General features: G+C 68.5%; 15 protein-coding genes. 6 read left to right on the plus strand and 9 right to left on the minus strand.

Annotated elements, in window-relative coordinates:
- Positions 1-4 precede the first annotated feature (4 nt).
- The 7 genes from NR810_RS42930 to NR810_RS42960 all read right to left on the minus strand — a co-directional run bounded on the left by NR810_RS42930 (position 5) and on the right by NR810_RS42960 (position 6,072).
- Positions 5-2,317 (minus strand): chemotaxis protein CheA, encoded by a 2,313-nt coding sequence (locus NR810_RS42930; protein ID WP_257461212.1) that lies wholly within the window; start codon positions 2,315-2,317, stop codon positions 5-7.
- Entirely contained in the window at positions 2,314-2,688 is a 375-nt protein-coding gene (locus tag NR810_RS42935; protein WP_257461214.1) for a response regulator, read from the minus strand. Before NR810_RS42935 ends, NR810_RS42930 begins: the two co-directional genes overlap by 4 nt.
- Positions 2,689-2,738: 50 nt before the next feature.
- Positions 2,739-3,227 (minus strand): M17 family peptidase N-terminal domain-containing protein, encoded by a 489-nt coding sequence (locus NR810_RS42940; protein WP_257461215.1) that lies wholly within the window; start codon positions 3,225-3,227, stop codon positions 2,739-2,741.
- Positions 3,224-3,643, minus strand: coding sequence for a transcription antitermination factor NusB (gene nusB, locus NR810_RS42945; protein WP_257461217.1), 420 nt, complete (start codon positions 3,641-3,643; stop codon positions 3,224-3,226). The genes NR810_RS42940 and nusB overlap by 4 nt, the downstream gene beginning before the upstream one ends.
- Positions 3,644-3,645: 2 nt before the next feature.
- A complete protein-coding gene (gene ribH, locus NR810_RS42950; RefSeq protein WP_257461218.1) occupies positions 3,646-4,140 on the minus strand; it encodes a 6,7-dimethyl-8-ribityllumazine synthase in 495 nt (164 codons plus the stop codon).
- A gap of 65 nt (positions 4,141-4,205) precedes the next feature.
- Positions 4,206-5,402, minus strand: coding sequence for a 3,4-dihydroxy-2-butanone-4-phosphate synthase (ribB, locus tag NR810_RS42955; protein ID WP_257461220.1), 1,197 nt, complete (start codon positions 5,400-5,402; stop codon positions 4,206-4,208).
- Positions 5,403-5,427: 25 nt separating this feature from the next.
- A complete protein-coding gene (locus tag NR810_RS42960; RefSeq protein ID WP_257461221.1) occupies positions 5,428-6,072 on the minus strand; it encodes a riboflavin synthase in 645 nt (214 codons plus the stop codon).
- Positions 6,073-6,206: 134 nt separating this feature from the next.
- Between NR810_RS42960 and NR810_RS42965 the strand changes: the two genes are divergently transcribed.
- Positions 6,207-7,184 (plus strand): ketopantoate reductase family protein, encoded by a 978-nt coding sequence (locus NR810_RS42965; RefSeq protein ID WP_257461222.1) that lies wholly within the window; start codon positions 6,207-6,209, stop codon positions 7,182-7,184.
- Here NR810_RS42965 and NR810_RS42970 read toward each other — a convergent pair.
- Positions 7,162-7,860: a peptidoglycan-binding protein gene (locus NR810_RS42970; protein ID WP_257461223.1), complete on the minus strand. Its 699-nt coding sequence runs from the start codon at positions 7,858-7,860 to the stop codon at positions 7,162-7,164. The genes NR810_RS42965 and NR810_RS42970 overlap by 23 nt on opposite strands.
- 164 nt (positions 7,861-8,024) lie before the next feature.
- Positions 8,025-9,566: a cell wall anchor protein gene (locus tag NR810_RS42975; RefSeq protein WP_306818991.1), complete on the minus strand. Its 1,542-nt coding sequence runs from the start codon at positions 9,564-9,566 to the stop codon at positions 8,025-8,027.
- A 415-nt stretch (positions 9,567-9,981) separates the two neighbouring features.
- Here NR810_RS42975 and NR810_RS42980 point away from each other — a divergent pair, with 415 nt between their 5' ends.
- From NR810_RS42980 to NR810_RS43000, 5 genes are all read left to right on the plus strand, one after another.
- On the plus strand, positions 9,982-11,694 hold the full coding sequence (locus NR810_RS42980; protein ID WP_257461225.1) for a hypothetical protein: 1,713 nt from the start codon (positions 9,982-9,984) through the stop codon (positions 11,692-11,694).
- Between the two features lie 71 nt (positions 11,695-11,765).
- The gene (locus tag NR810_RS42985; protein WP_257461226.1) at positions 11,766-13,181 is read left to right on the plus strand and encodes a hypothetical protein; all 1,416 of its coding nucleotides are present in this window, start codon (positions 11,766-11,768) and stop codon (positions 13,179-13,181) included.
- Between the two features lie 113 nt (positions 13,182-13,294).
- Entirely contained in the window at positions 13,295-14,221 is a 927-nt protein-coding gene (locus NR810_RS42990) for an alpha/beta fold hydrolase (protein WP_257461227.1), read from the plus strand.
- A 76-nt stretch (positions 14,222-14,297) separates the two neighbouring features.
- On the plus strand, positions 14,298-14,915 hold the full coding sequence (locus NR810_RS42995; RefSeq protein ID WP_257461228.1) for a TetR/AcrR family transcriptional regulator: 618 nt from the start codon (positions 14,298-14,300) through the stop codon (positions 14,913-14,915).
- A complete protein-coding gene (locus NR810_RS43000; RefSeq protein ID WP_257461229.1) occupies positions 14,912-15,799 on the plus strand; it encodes an alpha/beta fold hydrolase in 888 nt (295 codons plus the stop codon). The genes NR810_RS42995 and NR810_RS43000 overlap by 4 nt, the downstream gene beginning before the upstream one ends.
- The last annotated feature ends 9 nt before the right edge of the window (positions 15,800-15,808 follow it).

A 15,808-nucleotide genomic window follows, 5' to 3' on the forward strand; every position in this document is an offset into this window, starting at 1 on the left:
GGCGTCACGCCCGCCGCCGCTCCAGGCTCATTCCCTCTTCGAGCAGGGCGCCGACGTCCAGCACCAGCACGGTCCGCCGGTTGGCCAGGTCCGCCGCTCCGGAGATCCCTCGCACGCCCTGCAGGCGGCCTCCAAGGGACTTGACGACGATGTCCTGCTGGCCCTGCAGCTCGTCCACGGCGATGCCCAGCCGCTCCTGGGCCAGCCCCGCCACCACCACGAAGTGCCGGTCGTTGGTGCGCTCGGGGTGGCCGAAGAGCCGTGCCAGGCGCATGAGGGGCAGCGTGGTGCCGCGCGTGTCCAGCACCTCGCGCCGCTCCACCGTGCGGATCTCCGAGGGCTTCACGGAGAGGATCTCCAGCACGCTGTTGAGCGGCACCGCGTAGGTGCGCCCACTCACGCCCACCACCAGGGCGCGGATGATGGCCAGGGTGACGGGCAGCGTGAGGTGGAAGGCGGTGCCCTGCCCCCGCTCGCTCCACACGTCGATGATGCCGGACAGGTTGCCGATGTTGTTCTTCACCACGTCCAGGCCCACGCCGCGGCCGGACAGCTCGGACACGCTGCGCGCGGTGGAGAAGCCCGGCAGGAAGATGAGGTTGAGCATCTCGCGCCGGCTCATCTCCCGCGCCTGGGCCTCGGTGATGAGGCCCTTGCGCAGGGCCATCTCGCGCACGCCCTGCTCGTCGATGCCCGAGCCGTCGTCGCTCACCTCGATGACGACGTGGTTGCCCTTCTGCTCGGCCCGCAGCGACACCCGGGCCCGCCGCGGCTTGCCCGCCGCCTCGCGCGCCTCCGGCGACTCGGCGCCGTGGTCGATGGCGTTGCGGATGATGTGCATCAGCGGATCGCTCAGCTCCTCGACGATGAGCTTGTCCAGCTCCACCTCGCCGCCGCTGATGACGAAGTCGATCTCCTTGCCCGCGTCCTTGGCGATGCGGCGCACCAGCCGGGCCAGCTTGTCGAACACCTGGCCCACCGGCACCATGCGCGCCTCGAGCAGGCCCTGCTGCAGCGCGTCCAGCTTGCGCTCCAGCTGCCGCGTCTCGCGCGAGAGCTCCTGGCCCCACATCTTGGAGACCGTCACCGGGCCATCCTGCCGCGCGGCCTCCGCCATGCGCTGGAGGTTGGCCTTGATGAGCAGCAGCTCGCCCACGGTGTTCATCAGCGCGTCCAGCCGGCCGATGTCCACGCGCACCGTCTGGGTGAGTGAGCGCAGCGACTCGCTCTCCGACCGCGTCCCCCGGGAGCCCGAATCCTCCATCAGCGTGCGCACCGGAGGCGCGGACGTCTCGGACCGGAGGTGGGTGGGCGCGTCGGACTCGTCGTGGAACAGCGGCTCCTGCCGGTGCGGCTTCGGACTGACCGGCTCGACCACGTGCAGGGCCGGAGCCTGGGGGGCGGGAGTCTCCGAGGTGGCGCCAGCCTTGGAGCTCCTGGCCTTCTTCCGCGCGCTCTTCTTGGGGGCGGCGGGAGCGGCGGGAGCCTCCTCGGGGGCCTCGGCGCCAGAACGCCGGACGACCTGCGCCACGGGGGCCGGGGCGGACTGCGCCTCGGAGCCCGCGGCGGGGCGGACCTTCAGCTCGAAGAGCTGCGCGGGCGTGCCCTGGAGCTTCGCGGCCAGCTCGTCGGCCGAGACCTTGGCGCCGAAGATGAGATCGAACGCGATGCCGGTGGCCCCACCCGGCTCCGACGAGGGGAGCGTGCTGACCACCTCGCCCAGCGGCTTGAGGCGCGAGTTGAGCTCGCCCAGCCCCGTGTCGAAGTCGGACAGGTCGAACGCGGCCCGGACGCGCCAGAGGGACACGCCGCGGCGCACGTTCTCGCGCAGGCGGTGCTCCTCGTACTCGGTGAAGACGGCGCGGACCTGCGGATCCAGCTCCAACCGGTCCAGCGGATCCTCGTCGACCGCCGCCGACGCGGCGCCCATGTTCGCCAGCCGCGAGCCCAGCTCCACCGCGCGCTGGGACATGACGGGCGTGGACTCCTCGCGCGAGGCCTCCGCCAGCAGGCCCTGGAGCACGTCCAGCGACTCGATGAGGGTGTCCAGCACCCGGTCATCCAGCGACAGCTTGCCCAGGCGCAGCCGGTCCAGCAGATCCTCCGCCTGGTGGCCCAGCTTCGCGATGCGCTCCTGGCCGAAGAGCGCGGAGAGCCCCTTGAGCGAGTGCGCCGCCCGGAAGATGCCGTTGATGAGATCCGGATCCGGCTCCTGCCCGCGCTGCTGATCCAGCACGAGCAGATCCCTGCCCAGCGCCTCGAGGATCTCCGTGCCCTCGGCGACGAACTCCGACAGTGCTTTTCCCGCCTGGTTCACGCGAGCTTCAGGTAGCGGCGCACGAGCCCTTCCAGGCTCTGCGGAGAGAAGGGCTTGACGAGGTACTCGGCCGCGCCCAGCGCCAGCCCGCGGTCGCGGTCCTTCTCGCGCCCCTCGGTGGTGACGATGAACAGCGGCGTGTCGCGGTAGTTCGGGTTCTTCTTGACGAAGTTGATGAGCTCCAACCCGTTGATGTCCGGCATGTTGATGTCGGTGATGATGAGGTCGAACCGATGCCGGGGCAGGAGTTTGAGGGCCTCGAAGCCACTGCTGGTGACGATGGCCTCCAGACCGGAGATGGACTCCACCGTCGCGGCAATCAACTCCCGCGAGGCCTTGGAATCCTCCACGATCAGGATCTTGAACTTCATTCGTTGGAACCGGCCCCCCATCGTACCAGAACGACTGGCGGCACGGATCGTCAGCCCTTGCGGCCGGGCAGCCGGCGGGCAAGCTCCTTGTCAGCCAGTACGGCGACCCGTTGTCCCTTGAAAGCCGGGAGGAACTTGTCGTTCAAAGCGGAAGCCCGGGCGGCGTCTTCCAGCTTTCCAACGCCGGGCACCTCGAGGGCCACCCCCTCCACCTTCGCCTTGGCCAGCACCCGGGCGGCGTTGGCGAGCGCCTCGCCGAGCGAGGAGACATCCAACGCCTGCCGACGCCCCAGGCCGATGACGAAGATGCGAGGCACGGAGAAGCGGCCGTCCGTGGGCAGCAGGAGGGAGTCATCCTGGGCGCCCACGAAGAAGCCGGACTGGAGGATGCGCGACAGGGCGCCGCACAACCGCCAGTCCACATAGCCGGCCGAGCCCGGTAGGGGCCGGTCGTCCTCTCCCACGAAGAGGCAGAGGGCATCCACGCCCTGCAGCGCGTCCAGGCCCTCGAGGCCGAGCTCGTAGGAGGTGACGTTCACTGCTTCCCCAGTGCCGCGGCCACGCGGTCCAGCAGGCCGTTGACGAAGGCGCTGGACTCCTCGGTGCCGAAGTTCTTGCCCAGCTCCACGGCCTCGTTGATGGACACCTTCTTGGGGATGTCGGGGCGGTACTTCAGCTCGAAGACGCCCACGCGCAGCACGTTGCGATCGATGCGGGACATGCGATCCAGCCGCCAGTTATGGCTGTGCTGCTCGATGAGCCGGTCGATCTCGGCGCGGTGCGCCATGACGCCATCCACCAGCTCGCGGGCGAACTTGACCGCCTCGGGCTCCTTGCGGGCCTCCTCGGTGGCGGCCCACGCGGCCTCGAGGGCCTCGTGGACGGAGCCCGGCGTCATCTCCAGCTGGTAGAGCGCCTGAAGCGCCCGCTCCCGTGCCGTCCTGCGCGCGCCCATGGCTAGCTCCTCTTTCCTTCCGTCGCGAGCGTAGCCAGCTTGGCGTGCAGGTTGACCATCTCGATGCAGGCCATGGCGGCCTCGGCGCCCTTGTTGCCGGCCTTCACGCCGGCCCGGTCGATGGCCTGCTCCACGGTGTCGCACGTCAGCACGCCGAACGTGACGGACGCCTGGGAGGTGAAGGCCACGTTGCCGATGCCCTTGGCGCACTCACCGGCCACGTAGTCGAAGTGGGGCGTGCCACCGCGGATGACGGCACCCAGGGTGATGATGCCCACGTAGGCGCGCGACTCCGAGACGCGGCGGGTGAGCGCCGGCAGCTCGTAGGTACCGGGGCAGCGGTAGACGTCGATGTCGCCGTCGGCCACTCCGTGACGGACCAGCGTGTCGACGGCGCCCTTCACCAGCTCCTCGGTGATGAACGCGTTGAAACGGGCCACGCAGATGGCGAAACGGCCCTTGGGGGGAAGAAAGTCACCTTCGATGTAGCGAGGCATGTGCGGTTCCTCTCTACACCAGCCACCCGGCTGGCGTCGCCAAGGAGTTTTCCTGGGTGCCGCCTTCAGGACGTCTTGCGGCGGCGGGGCGGGCGGCGCGCGGCCAGGCGGCGGGGCGGCTCGGCGGACAGGGTGAGCGGAATCTGCTCCACCACCTCCAGGGAGTAGCTCTCCAACCCCACGATCTTCTTGGGGTTGTTGGTGAGCAGCCGCAGCCGGGACAACCCCAGGTCCTTGAGGATCTGCGCACCCACACCGAACTCGCGCAGACGCGTCTGGTCGTTGTTGCCCGGCACGGACACCTCGTTGGAGACGTGGGTGCACTCCAGCCGGTGCTTCGCGGGCACCTCGCGCTGGAGGACGATGACCACGCCTCGCCCCTCCTCCTGGATGCGCTGGAAGGCCTGCTCGAGCTGGCTGCCGCAGTCGCACCCGGCGCTGCCCAGCAGGTCGCCCACGAGGCACGCCCGGTGGACGCGGGTGAGCACGGGCTGACGGCCGGAGATATCGCCCTTGACGAGGGCCACGTGCACCGAGCTGTCCACGTCACTGCCGTAGGTATAGGCCTGGAAGGCGCCCTGCCCCCGGCGCTCGATGGTGGCCTCGCTGATGCGCTTGACGAGCCGCTCGCGCTCCAGCCGGTAGCGGATGATGTCGGCCACGGACAGCAGCACCAGCTTGTGCTTCCGGGCGAACTTCACCAGGTCTGGCCGGCGGGCCATGGTCCCGTCGGGGTTCATGATCTCGCAGATGACGCCGGCGGGCTCCAGGCCGGCCAGGCGGGCCAGGTCCACGCTGCCCTCGGTCTGGCCGGTGCGCACGAGCACTCCGCCGTCACGGGCGCGCAGGGGGAAGACGTGGCCGGGACGCGCCAGGTCACTGGGCTTGGCGTTGGGGGCCACCGCCACCTGGATGGTGTGGGCGCGGTCCGCGGCGGAGATGCCGGTGGAGACGCCGTGGGAGGCCTCGATGGAGACGGTGAAGGCCGTCTGGAAGGACGAGGTGTTGTCCTGCACCATGAGGGGCAGGTTGAGGCGGCGCAGGCGCTCGTCGGTGAGGGACAGGCAGATGAGCCCGCGCCCATGGGTGGCCATGAAGTTGATGGCCTGGGGCGTCACCTTCTCCGCCGCCATGACGAGGTCGCCCTCGTTCTCACGGTCCTCGTCATCGGTGAGGATGACCATGCGCCCCTTGCGGATCTCCGCGAGCGCCCGCTCCACCAGGGAGATGCTGTCCGACTCTTGCTGCCTGCCGCGCGCCATGCGTGCTCCTGGCCTTTCCTTCGATTCAACCGCCGAAACCGGCCGCCTTGATGACAGCCTCGGAGAGCCCACCACCGGGCCCCTGGCGCAGCGACACCAGCCGCGCCACGTACTTGCCAATCATGTCCGCTTCCAGGTTCACGCGCTCGCCCACGGCCTTGGCGCGCAGGGTGGTGCGCTCCTGGGTCTCGGGGATGAGCTGAACGCCGAAACGGTCCGGGCCCACCGAGTTGACGGTGAGGCTGATGCCGTCGATGGCCACCGAGCCCTTCTCGATGAAGAAGGGGGCGAGCTCCGGGGGGAGCCGGAAGAGCATCACCCACGAGCCGCCCTCGGGCCGGGTCTCCAGGACCTCGCTGACGGCGTCGACGTGGCCGCTGACGAGGTGTCCGCCGAGCCGGTCGCCCAGGGCCAGGGCGCGCTCGAGGTTGACGCGCGAGCCGGGGCTGGCACCGCCGAGGGTGGTGCGCCGGAGCGTTTCCGGGGCGGCCTGGACGCGGAACGAGTCCCCGCCGCGCTCCACGACGGTGAGGCAGGCGCCATCGACGGCAATGGACTCGCCGAGCGCGAAGTCCCGGGCGCCCAGCGCCGTGCGGATCCACACGTCCGTCATCCCGCCGGGGATGATCCGCTCCACCACACCGATGTCCTGGATGAGTCCTGTGAACATTTCGGGCACGCTTATAACGGATTCGGGGCTGGGGATCCGCCGCCCTGGTCATCCGCCCTCCCCTGCCCGGCAGGCGGGCTCACCGGAGCCATCATCCCGGTTCCCGAGGCCGGTCCTGGGGTAAGAGAGCGCCCATGAGCGGAGCCCCCCGAGTCCTGTTGGTCGGTGCAGGTGCGGTCGGCCAGGTGTTTGGGAAGTACCTCCAGGCGGCCGGCTGCGAGCTGGCCTTCCTGGTCAAGGAGAAGTACGCGGAAGAGGCGCGGCGGGGCTACCCGCTGTACGAGCTCGGCCTGTTCTCACGCAGCCCCCGGCCGGTCCTGTTCTCCGGGTTCGGCGTGCGCGTCTCGGCCCGGGAGGTCGCGGCCGAGCGGTGGGACCAGGTCTGGCTCTGCGTCTCCTCGACGGCGCTGCGGGACGGGAACTGGGTGGGAGAGCTGGCCCGGGCCACGGGGGAGGCCACCTGGGTCATGCTCCAGCCCGCGCTGGACGACCGGGACTGGCTGCTGCAATGGGTTCCCGAGGAGCGGCTCGTCTCCGGGATGATTCCCTTCCTCAGCTACCACGCGCCGCTGAAGCCCGGAGACCCGGTGGGACCCGGCACGGCCTTCTGGATGCCCCCCATGGCGCGCGGCCTGTTCAGCGGGCCCGAGGAGCGGCTCCAGGGAGTCCTCCGGGGACTGCGCGCCGGTGGGTACCCGGCCAGCCGCAGCGGGGACGTGACCCGGGCCGCGGCGATTCCCACCGCGGTGCTGACCGTCTTCATCAATGAGTTGGAATCCGCGGGATGGCGCTTCGACCGGTTCCTCGAGCCGGAGCACCTGGAGCGGCTCCAGGGGGCCGTGCGGGAGGCGGTCCAGATCGCGGCCCGGCACACACGGACGAGCGCATCCTCCGTGCTCCCGCTCCTCCGGCCGGCCTTCTTCAGGGTGCTGCTCGCCGTCGCCTCCCGGGTGGCGCCCATCGACCTGGAGACCTACCTGCGGGTCCACTTCACCAAGGTCGGAGCCCAGACCCGCCAGATGATGCGGACCTACATCGACCTGGGAAGGACGCAAGAGCAACCGGTCCAGGCGCTTCAGGCCTCGGTCCTCAGTACTTCATGCCGGGGATGAGGCCGCCGGCCGTCCACCCGCGGCCATGGGCGCTGAAGATGCCCACGCCGTACTTGGAGCCCTTGGCCTCGATGGTGCGCCCATCGCCCAGGCTGATGGCGACGTGGCCCGGCCGGAACAGCAGCGCGCCCTTGGTGCGCAGCGCCTGCTCGACGGAGATTCCCTTGCCCGCGCGCTGGATGTGCGGCAGCTGGTTCATCGTCCCGTCGGGGATGGAGACGCCCACCTGGTGCGCCGCCCACTGCACCAGCTCCGAGCAGTCGAAGGCCTTGGGGTTGGGATCGTTCAGGTTGGTCTCGGCGCCGAAGATGTAGCGGTCACCGTTCTGCGCGAGCGCCTTCTGCACGAACGCATCGGCCGTGCCGCGCCCGCCCGGGCTCGGCGTCGGACCCGGGGTCGGAGCCGGACCACCGGCGCCCTTCAGCCGGCCCCACGTCTGGGGACCGACGATGCCGTCCGCCGCGATGCCCTGGGAGCGCTGGAAGGACAGCACCGCCGCCTTCGTCTTGGGACCGAAGACACCATCCGCCGCGCCGGGGTTGAAACCCTTGCTCTTGAGCAGGGTCTGGAGCTCGCGCACCGCGGGGCCGCGGGAGCCCTCCCGTACGGTGGGCATCGCGGTCCGGGCAGAAGCAGTCAACGCCGTCGTGCGGCTCGAGGAGATGGGGGCGACCATGGCAACGAACCTCGTGAAGGAAGAAACCGTCACAGGGGTTATCGCGGGATGATTTTCCGGGTTGCGTCGGAAAGAGCCGGCCTCGCGAGAGTCCCGGGAACTTCGCGGTGACGCGGGCGGAGTCACGTAGACCGCCACCCGCGCCGCCAGTCCGACGGGGCCAGCTATTGCCGGCTGACGTACTTCAGCTTGAAGGGCGAGGGGCTCTCGCTCATCGTGAAGTAGCCCGCGCCATTGGCCTCGTATTCGATCGCCTCACCCTGCCCTTCCACGGTGTCCGTCAGGGACACGGGGGTGGCGGCGAAGGCCGTCTCGAAGGAGCCCCCCGCCGGAGCGCGGTACTCGTAGACCTTGCGGTAGGTCCTGAGCAGGAAGCGGTTGGCGCACGGGTGGATGGCCGCGGCCGTCGCGGAGGCGAAGTTGGTGTCACCATTCGTCGGGAGCTGAAGATTCGCCACGAAGAGGAGGGTCGACATCGTCCCCGGGGCCGGCAGCGGCTGGGGGAACTTGTAGACCTTGCTCAACCCGGACCCGTCCTTGGTGATGACGTAGATGTCACCGGTCACCGGGTGCACCATGATGGACTCGGCGTTCTGCGGCGTGTCCGGATACTTGAACGGGAACTGCTCCGCCGTCAGGGTGCCGCTCGTCTGGCCACCCGCGATGTTGGGCTCCTTCATGCGGTAGACCGCGAAGGTGGACGGAGGCGTGGGGAAGTTCGCGCTGACCCGGCCAATGTCTCCCATGTAGATGCACTGACCGGCCGGGCACGGACCCGTGGCGATGTCCTCCCAGTCCGCCGGCGTCACGTTGGCCACGGTGAAGCTGCCCACCGTGCTCGCGTTGCTGGTGCTGATGGCGACCACGGCGGTGGTGTCCTCGTTGTGCACGTAGAGGACGCCCGGGGTGACGCGGCTGGCGGCCAGGCCGGACGGCTCCACGATGGCGGTGGACGCCACGGTCCCCACCGTCGTCACCGTGGTGGAGAACGTGTCTCCGACGGTGCAGCCCGCCGTGCGCGCCGGACGGAGCGCGACGACCTGGGCGATGTTCGTGTTGGCATATGGCGAGCTGCCGTTGAACGCGGGCTGCGGTCCAGCGGCGCCCAACTGCTGGTACGCCGCGTCATAGATGATTCCCGTGGACGTGGAGACCAGGCACGTATCGAACACCTCCGTGAAGCCCGAGGGAGGAACAATGGGGCTCGCCGGGCAGGCGGAGCCCGTCCAGATCTGCGAGCCGAACCAGACCGCCACGCCATTGGAAGTGGTGGTGGTGATGGCGGGCGTGATGAAGCTCGCGGTGAGTCCGTTCTTCTGGCCGCTCTGCGTGTCGATGGGGTTGGCGGTATCCGCCCCGGAGAACGCCACGATGCTGCCCGCGAGGTTGCTCTTGAGATCGATGCCGAACGCGTAGCTCGCGGGCTCGGCGCCGCCCGCGACCTTGTAGAAGACCCAGGCCTTGAGCTGCGAGGCACTCTGGTCCGAGCGGATCAACGTCCAGCCCGCGGGCGGTGTCACGGTCGCGGTGACGTTGTCCCGGTTGACGATCCGCGCGAGCAATACATCCCCCATCGCGGTCCCCGCCGGCTTGGAGATGCCAAGGGACGTGAGCCCCACTCCGCTGGCCGTGGCGCTGCTCCGGTAACTCACCGTCGCCAGCGCCTGCTGTTCGGTCTCCACACCCAGGGGGGACTCGTCGGTCATCGGCCCACACCCCATGACGGCGACAAGCGAAACCGAATACACGAAGCGTGAAGCATTCTGCGTGAAGTTCTTCAACGTCATTCCAACCTCGGGTTGTTGGCCCGGCACATTCGCGGAGCCACTGCCTTCTCCCATCTCACACCCCGGGAACCCAGCGAAACAGGAAAACTGGCACTTACAAAAGCCTCACATGTGCTCCTTCCGCGGCGGCGGATTCTCACCCACTGATAAGCTTTCAACCCTGGATTTGATTGCTCAATTGGTGTATCAATAAAGCCGCATCGAACCCGTTCGAGTTCACGGCCGTTTACGGTTCTGACAGGCAGGAGTTCGCGATATGCACAATGGTTCCGGTTCAGGAAGAATTCCTTCGAGACGGTTTCCCAGACAAGGATTGGGATTGACGGTGGGGATCATGGCGGCTGGCGTCTCGGGGTTGTTCCCCGCCGCCAGTCAGGCCGAAGGGCCTCCCTCCAATGTCATGTTCCTGGTGGACAACAACGCGTCCATGCAGGAGTTCTCCCAGTATCTCCCCGAGGATTTCACGCCCGGCTACTACCCCACCCCCGAGGAGCCCGCCCCCGGAGATCTCGGAGGAGATGGGCCCGCCGGATACAACATCAACACGGGCTGCTCGGACCCGGCGCTGGTCTCCTCGATGAGCTGGTTCGACAAGAACAGCCCCGATCCGGCGAAGAATGGCTCCGTCATCTACGATGCGGACCCCGACCTGTTGTCGAAGTTCTTCGAGCCGGACAAATTCTATCAATCGCGCGGGCGGCGTCTGGCCTGGCAGACGGAGGAATACCCGTACTCCCTCTCCAGCTTCTTCAACGCGGTGGCCCCCCAGGGTGACGCGTTCAGCGCCTGCTACACCGTGGTCAACTGGAAGTCCGCGTACTACGACTCTCCCGTGATGCAAGAGTGTATGTCGTGTCTGGAGACCAAGGGGTGGTGGCGCGGACCGATGGTCTCCGAGCTGACCGAGCCCGGTCTCAATGGCCCGACACCCAATCCCGGGGATCCGCCGCTTCCCGCCGAGGCGTATCGCAAGTGGGTCATCAGTGGCCGCATCCTCAACCTGCGTCCGCCCAAGTTCGTGGCGGCGCGCAAGGCCATCAAGGAGGCCATCGCCCAGGCCACCAACGCGCGCATGGGCGTGGCTGCCTTCGGAAGGGATCAGGGCTGGTTCGATCCGCCGGACCTCATCAAGGGGATGAGCCCGAGCTGCGACAAGTCCACCCCCGCCATCGACGAGACGGCGCTCGACCGTGCCGCCCTGAAGCGTGCCGTCAACCAGATCCAGTTCCGCAACCAGGACCGCAACGCCGGTGAGGCGTTGTTTGGCCTGGGCGGCTACTTCTCCTCGCAGACGCAGGACAACCGCTGGGGGAGCTGGTTCGCACAGCCCATCGATCCGGGTTGGGGCTGGCCGGGGTGCTGCGACGGTGGCACGTATGACAATCCCTACACGGGCCAGCCGGGCGCGACCTGGGCCGCCGCCCCGGACGAGTGGCTCAAGGCTCCCTACAACGATCCCGTGAACGGAACCTACCTGCCGGGCCAGCCCTGGGAGGGAGAGGGCAACAACAAGTCCATCTGCTTCGACAACCAGCGCACCGCCGTCATCCTGGTGACCGGCGGAACGCCCCGGTATGAAGACAACTCGGTGCCCATCACCCGGATGATGGAGCTCCTCCAGGCCCAGGGCGCCAGGCATCCGGATGGGACGCTGGTCCAGTTCAGCCCGGCCAACCCCGAGCAGAACCCGAACGTGGGTGGCATCAATTACTGCCATCAGGCCGTGAAGTATCCCCCGGCCAGCGGGACGTACACCCAGGCGGACTGCGATTACACCGACTACAACTGGCCGGTTGGTCTGGGCGCGGGCAACAAGAACTTCATGGATGATGTGGCCTTCTTCCTGTCGCACTCGGATCTGCGGGGTGACAGGAGCGGCAACCAGTCCGTGCAGACGTTCGTCGTGGGCCAGAACGACCACAGCCCCATGCTCCAGAGCATCGCGAAGGCGGGCCAGGGTCAGTTCTACCGCGCGAACAACGAGGCCGAGCTGCGCAGCTCCCTGACGTCCATCCTCGCTGGACTCGGCGCCTCCCCCGCGCCGTAGCATCAAGGGCCCCCGAGCCTTCCGGGAAATCGGGGGCCCTCTTCTCGGGCAGGATGTCGTATACACCGGCCGTGAACCTGAACCGAGACACCTTCCTTTCCAAGGCCGAAACCACACTCGCCGGGCTCGACGGCGCCGTCCTCGAGGCGCTCTCCCATCACGGAGCGCCCGAGGTCGAATCCCTCGCACAGGAGTTCGGCGATGCCGCGTCGCGTTCCCCCGCGCGGCTCGCCGAGGCGCTGTGCCCCGGGCCCCTCACGAATATTGGCTTCGCGGCCGTCGTGATGCGCGGGCTCCTCGAGCCCAGGGACGAAGTGCTCGACTCGTCGGTGTCCGAGGCAACGGTCGTCACCGGCAACGCACGCGCCTCTGGCTCGCTGAACATCACCAGCCCCCTCGTCGTCCTCGGCAATCTCGAGGTCGAAGGAGTGCTCGAGGACTGCGGACCCGATTCGACGGTCGTCGTCGTCGGCAACTGCGTCGCGCGCGGGCTCCGGACGTCGGGGAATTTCCTGGTCCTCGGCGACCTCGTGGTGCGCGATGTCATCCAGGGCATCTACAACGATGACAGTCTCGTGGTCGCCGGCGAGCTCTCGGTGCGCTTCCTCGACGAGTACGACCATGACGTCTCCTGCTACGGCGAAGTGCACGCGGAGCATCACTTCGAGAACGGCCGTTCGGGTGAGGAGGCGGCGTCCCTCGCCTCCGTCTTCCTCGTCCCGGGGCTCTATGATGTCGATCTCGGCGAGATCCATCACGACCAGCTCTTCGAGCGTCTCGAACGGAACGAGCCGGTTTTCACCGAGACGCCCCAGCCGAGGCAGCGGCGCGAACCGGACGGGCCCACGGCCGAGGAGCTCGAGGGCATCGACGTGGCCGGAATCGTGGCGCGCTCGCCCGTCAGCGCGACCGCCAGGGACGTCGTCTATGCACAGCGGAAGACCGGCGAGGTGTGGTTGCTGCGCCCGGGCGCGTTCCGCGTGCACATCTATGATGGGGAGAAGTTCCTCGAGAGCCAGCCTTCGCCAGCCCCCGAGGCCACGAAGGCCTCGGAGCGCGTCACCTTCTGGCGCAAGCGGAGCGATCTGTTCCTCGAGATCGAGCGCTTCGACGCCCTCGTGCAGGTGCATGCGGGCTACAACAATGGGACGAAGACGACGCTTCGCTTCGCCTTCGACGGTCCCGACGCCGCCGCGCGCGAGGTGCGGCGCCTCGCGGCCCGCTACGAGGGGGACTTCCTCCGCGTCACGACCACGATTCCTGGCCGCGGCCCTCTCGAGCGCGAGCTCGCCAGGTACGGCGGAAAGTCCGAATACACCTCGGCCATCGTCAAGGGCAACACACTCGTGACACGGGATGGCGAGAGCCAACGCTTCGATGACGAGGCCTCCGCGCTGCGCGCGCTCGAGGACTGGCTCGCCGAGAAGAGACGGGCCGGGTTCGAGCTGAAGATCCTCGAGTGGAAGCCCTATGGGCTCCTCAAATAGACACCCCTTGAACCACCAGAAGCTCTCCGACATCGAACGGCGGCTCGCCGAGCTGGAGGCACGTCGCCCCCGGCTCGTCGAGACGCTCGGGGCTTCGCACAAGCGAGGATGAGATGAACCGCAGGGACCTGTTGAAGAACACCGCACTCGGGGCCGCCACCCTCCCCCTCGGTGCACACGCACTCGGGCCACGGCCCGCTTCACGCTCGACGAGCAGGACCTTCCTGCTGGTGCACGGCGCCTGGCACAACGCCTTGCATTGGGGACGCGTCGCGCGGCACCTCTCGGGCCTGGGACACCGCGTGGTCTCGATCGACCTGCCGGGCCACGGCCTCAACGCCCGTTTTCCCTCCTCGTATCTCACGGGTGATTGGAAGCGGTTCGCCGAGGAGCCCTCTCCGCAGGCGGGCATCACGCTGGAGGACTGCGCCTCCGCGGTGATCGACACGCTCAAGAAGCTTCAGGGCGGAACCCGGCCGCTCCTCGTCGGCCACAGCGTCGGCGGGACCGTGATCACCCGGGTGGGAGAGCTCGCCCCCGAGCTGGTCGGCCGGCTGGTCTATCTGAGTGCCTACTGCCCCGTGCGGCTGAAGAAGCCGAGCGCCTATGGGGCGCTGCCCGAGGCGAAGACGGGGTACGGAGAGACGCTCTTCATCGGAAACCTCGCGACGCTGGGGGCGGTCCGGATCAACCCGCGCGGGGATGCCGCCTACATGGAGGCCCTGCGCACGGCCTACTACAACGACGTGGACGCCAGTGGCTTCCTCCCCTTCGCGCTCACCCTCACGCCGGACCTGCCCACCGCGCTCTGGACGACCGAGGTCGGTGCGACGCGCGAGCGCTGGGGCCGCATCCCGCGCACCTACATCCGCTGCACCAAGGACCGTGCCCTGGCACCCGCCCTCCAGGATTTGATGATCCGTGACGCGGATGCCTTCACCCCCGGCAATCCGTTCGAGCAGAAGACCCTGGATGCCAGCCACTCGCCCTTCGCCTCGCAGCCGGAGCGACTGGCCGAGCTGCTCGCCGGGCTGGGCTGACGTCCCCCCCGGGTTGCGCCGGCCGGTGGAGTTCGCTAAACATGTTCATTGAACGTGTTCAGCGAATTGGAGCGCCATGCCCACCGGCCGTGCCCAGCAGAAGGAAGAGACCCGCCTCCGGGTCCTGAAGGCCGCGCGCCGGCACTTCGAGGAGCACGGCTTCGAGGAGGCCAACCTGCGAGCCATCGCGGCGGAAGCGAACGTGTCGGCGGCGACGGTCATCGTCCACTTCAAGGACAAGAAGGAGCTGCTGCACGCCGCCCTCTTCGATGACCTGGAGGAGACGATCGAGCGGGCGCTGCGCGAGCTGCCCGAGGCGGACCTCGAGGCGCAGCTCCACGCCATCACCGAGTCGTTCTTCGGCTACTACCAGGCGCACCCGAAGCTCTCGCGGACACTGTTGAAGGAATCGCTGTTCGCCGAGCCGCCGTGGGCGCAGCGGTTCTCCGGACAGGTGACGAAGGTCCACGCACGCATCGCCGGGCTCTACCAGGCCGCCGCCACGAAGGCCGGAGTCGACGCGACCGGCGAGGCCCCGCTCTTCGCCGTGGCCTACCTGTCCTTCTATTACTTCGCGCTCATCGCCTGGGCCCAGGGCGCGAACGACGCACCGGTGCGGATGGTCGACGGCCTCGTCGCCCAGCACCTGCGCGGACTCCTGCCACGACCCCCTACCCGGAGGACCCGCAAATGAAATCGCTCGTGAAGACGCCCGCCGCCCGCACCGCCCTCGAGGGCTGGTACCAGACCATCCGCTCCCGGATTCCCGCGAAGACCACCGAGCGCCGCGTGCCCACGCGCTACGGCGAGACCCACGTCCTCGTCGGCGGCCCGGAGGATGGCCCCCCGGTCGTCGTCCTGCACGGCGCGCTGGCGTCGTCCGCGCTCGTGCTCCGGGAGATCGCCCCCCTGCTGTCCACGTTCCGGGTCCATGCGGTCGACATCATCGGCCAGTCGGTGAAGAGCGCCGAGGTGCGGCCCTCGGTGAGCGACAACTCGTATGGAATCTGGCTCGCCGAGGTCATGGAGGGCCTCGGGCTCGCGAAGGCGCACGTCATCGCGGTGAGCTACGGCGGCTTCGTCGCGCTTCGGCTCGCGGCCCATGCACCGGAGAGGATCGACCGGCTCGTGTTGCTCGTCCCGGCGGGCATGGTCAGCGGTCCGCCCCTCGATGGTTTCTTCAAGCTCGGCCTGCCGATGCTCCTGTATCGCGCGTTCCCGAGCGAGAAGCGGCTCGAGCGATCCGTGCAGCACCTGTTGACCACGGTTGGCGACGACTGGACGCACTACCTGGGCGAGGCCTTCCGCGGCATCGATCTCGACATGCGAATCCCGCCCCTCGCGAAGCCCGAGGAGCTCGCGAGCCTGACCGCGCCGACCCTGGTCATCGGAGCCGACAAGGACCTCAGCTTTCCGGGGCGGAAGCTGCTCGACCGGGCGGCGAAGGTCCTGCCGAACCTGAAGGACACGGAGCTCATCGAGAACTGCCTGCACTGCCCTCCGACGACCGATGAGTTCCGGGCCTGGCTATCGGGGAGGATCTCCCGGTTCCTGCTCGATGCGCGGTGGAGTCAGTGAGGCGCCGGC

Origin of the sequence: Archangium lipolyticum, from assembly GCF_024623785.1 — a bacterium.
Classification (GTDB): domain Bacteria; phylum Myxococcota; class Myxococcia; order Myxococcales; family Myxococcaceae; genus Archangium; species Archangium lipolyticum.

Coding starts and splice junctions, on each gene's coding strand:
- NR810_RS42980 (WP_257461225.1), top strand. CDS start 9,982: ATGGCGGCTGGCGTCTCGGGGTTGTTCCCCGCCGCCAGTCAGGCCGAA.
- NR810_RS42975 (WP_306818991.1), bottom strand. CDS start 9,566: ATGACCGACGAGTCCCCCCTGGGTGTGGAGACCGAACAGCAGGCGCTG.
- ribH (WP_257461218.1), bottom strand. CDS start 4,140: ATGCCTCGCTACATCGAAGGTGACTTTCTTCCCCCCAAGGGCCGTTTC.
- ribB (WP_257461220.1), bottom strand. CDS start 5,402: ATGGCGCGCGGCAGGCAGCAAGAGTCGGACAGCATCTCCCTGGTGGAG.
- NR810_RS42995 (WP_257461228.1), top strand. CDS start 14,298: ATGCCCACCGGCCGTGCCCAGCAGAAGGAAGAGACCCGCCTCCGGGTC.
- NR810_RS42935 (WP_257461214.1), bottom strand. CDS start 2,688: ATGAAGTTCAAGATCCTGATCGTGGAGGATTCCAAGGCCTCGCGGGAG.
- NR810_RS42970 (WP_257461223.1), bottom strand. CDS start 7,860: ATGGTCGCCCCCATCTCCTCGAGCCGCACGACGGCGTTGACTGCTTCT.
- NR810_RS42990 (WP_257461227.1), top strand. CDS start 13,295: ATGAACCGCAGGGACCTGTTGAAGAACACCGCACTCGGGGCCGCCACC.
- NR810_RS42965 (WP_257461222.1), top strand. CDS start 6,207: ATGAGCGGAGCCCCCCGAGTCCTGTTGGTCGGTGCAGGTGCGGTCGGC.
- NR810_RS42960 (WP_257461221.1), bottom strand. CDS start 6,072: ATGTTCACAGGACTCATCCAGGACATCGGTGTGGTGGAGCGGATCATC.
- nusB (WP_257461217.1), bottom strand. CDS start 3,643: ATGGGCGCGCGCAGGACGGCACGGGAGCGGGCGCTTCAGGCGCTCTAC.
- NR810_RS43000 (WP_257461229.1), top strand. CDS start 14,912: ATGAAATCGCTCGTGAAGACGCCCGCCGCCCGCACCGCCCTCGAGGGC.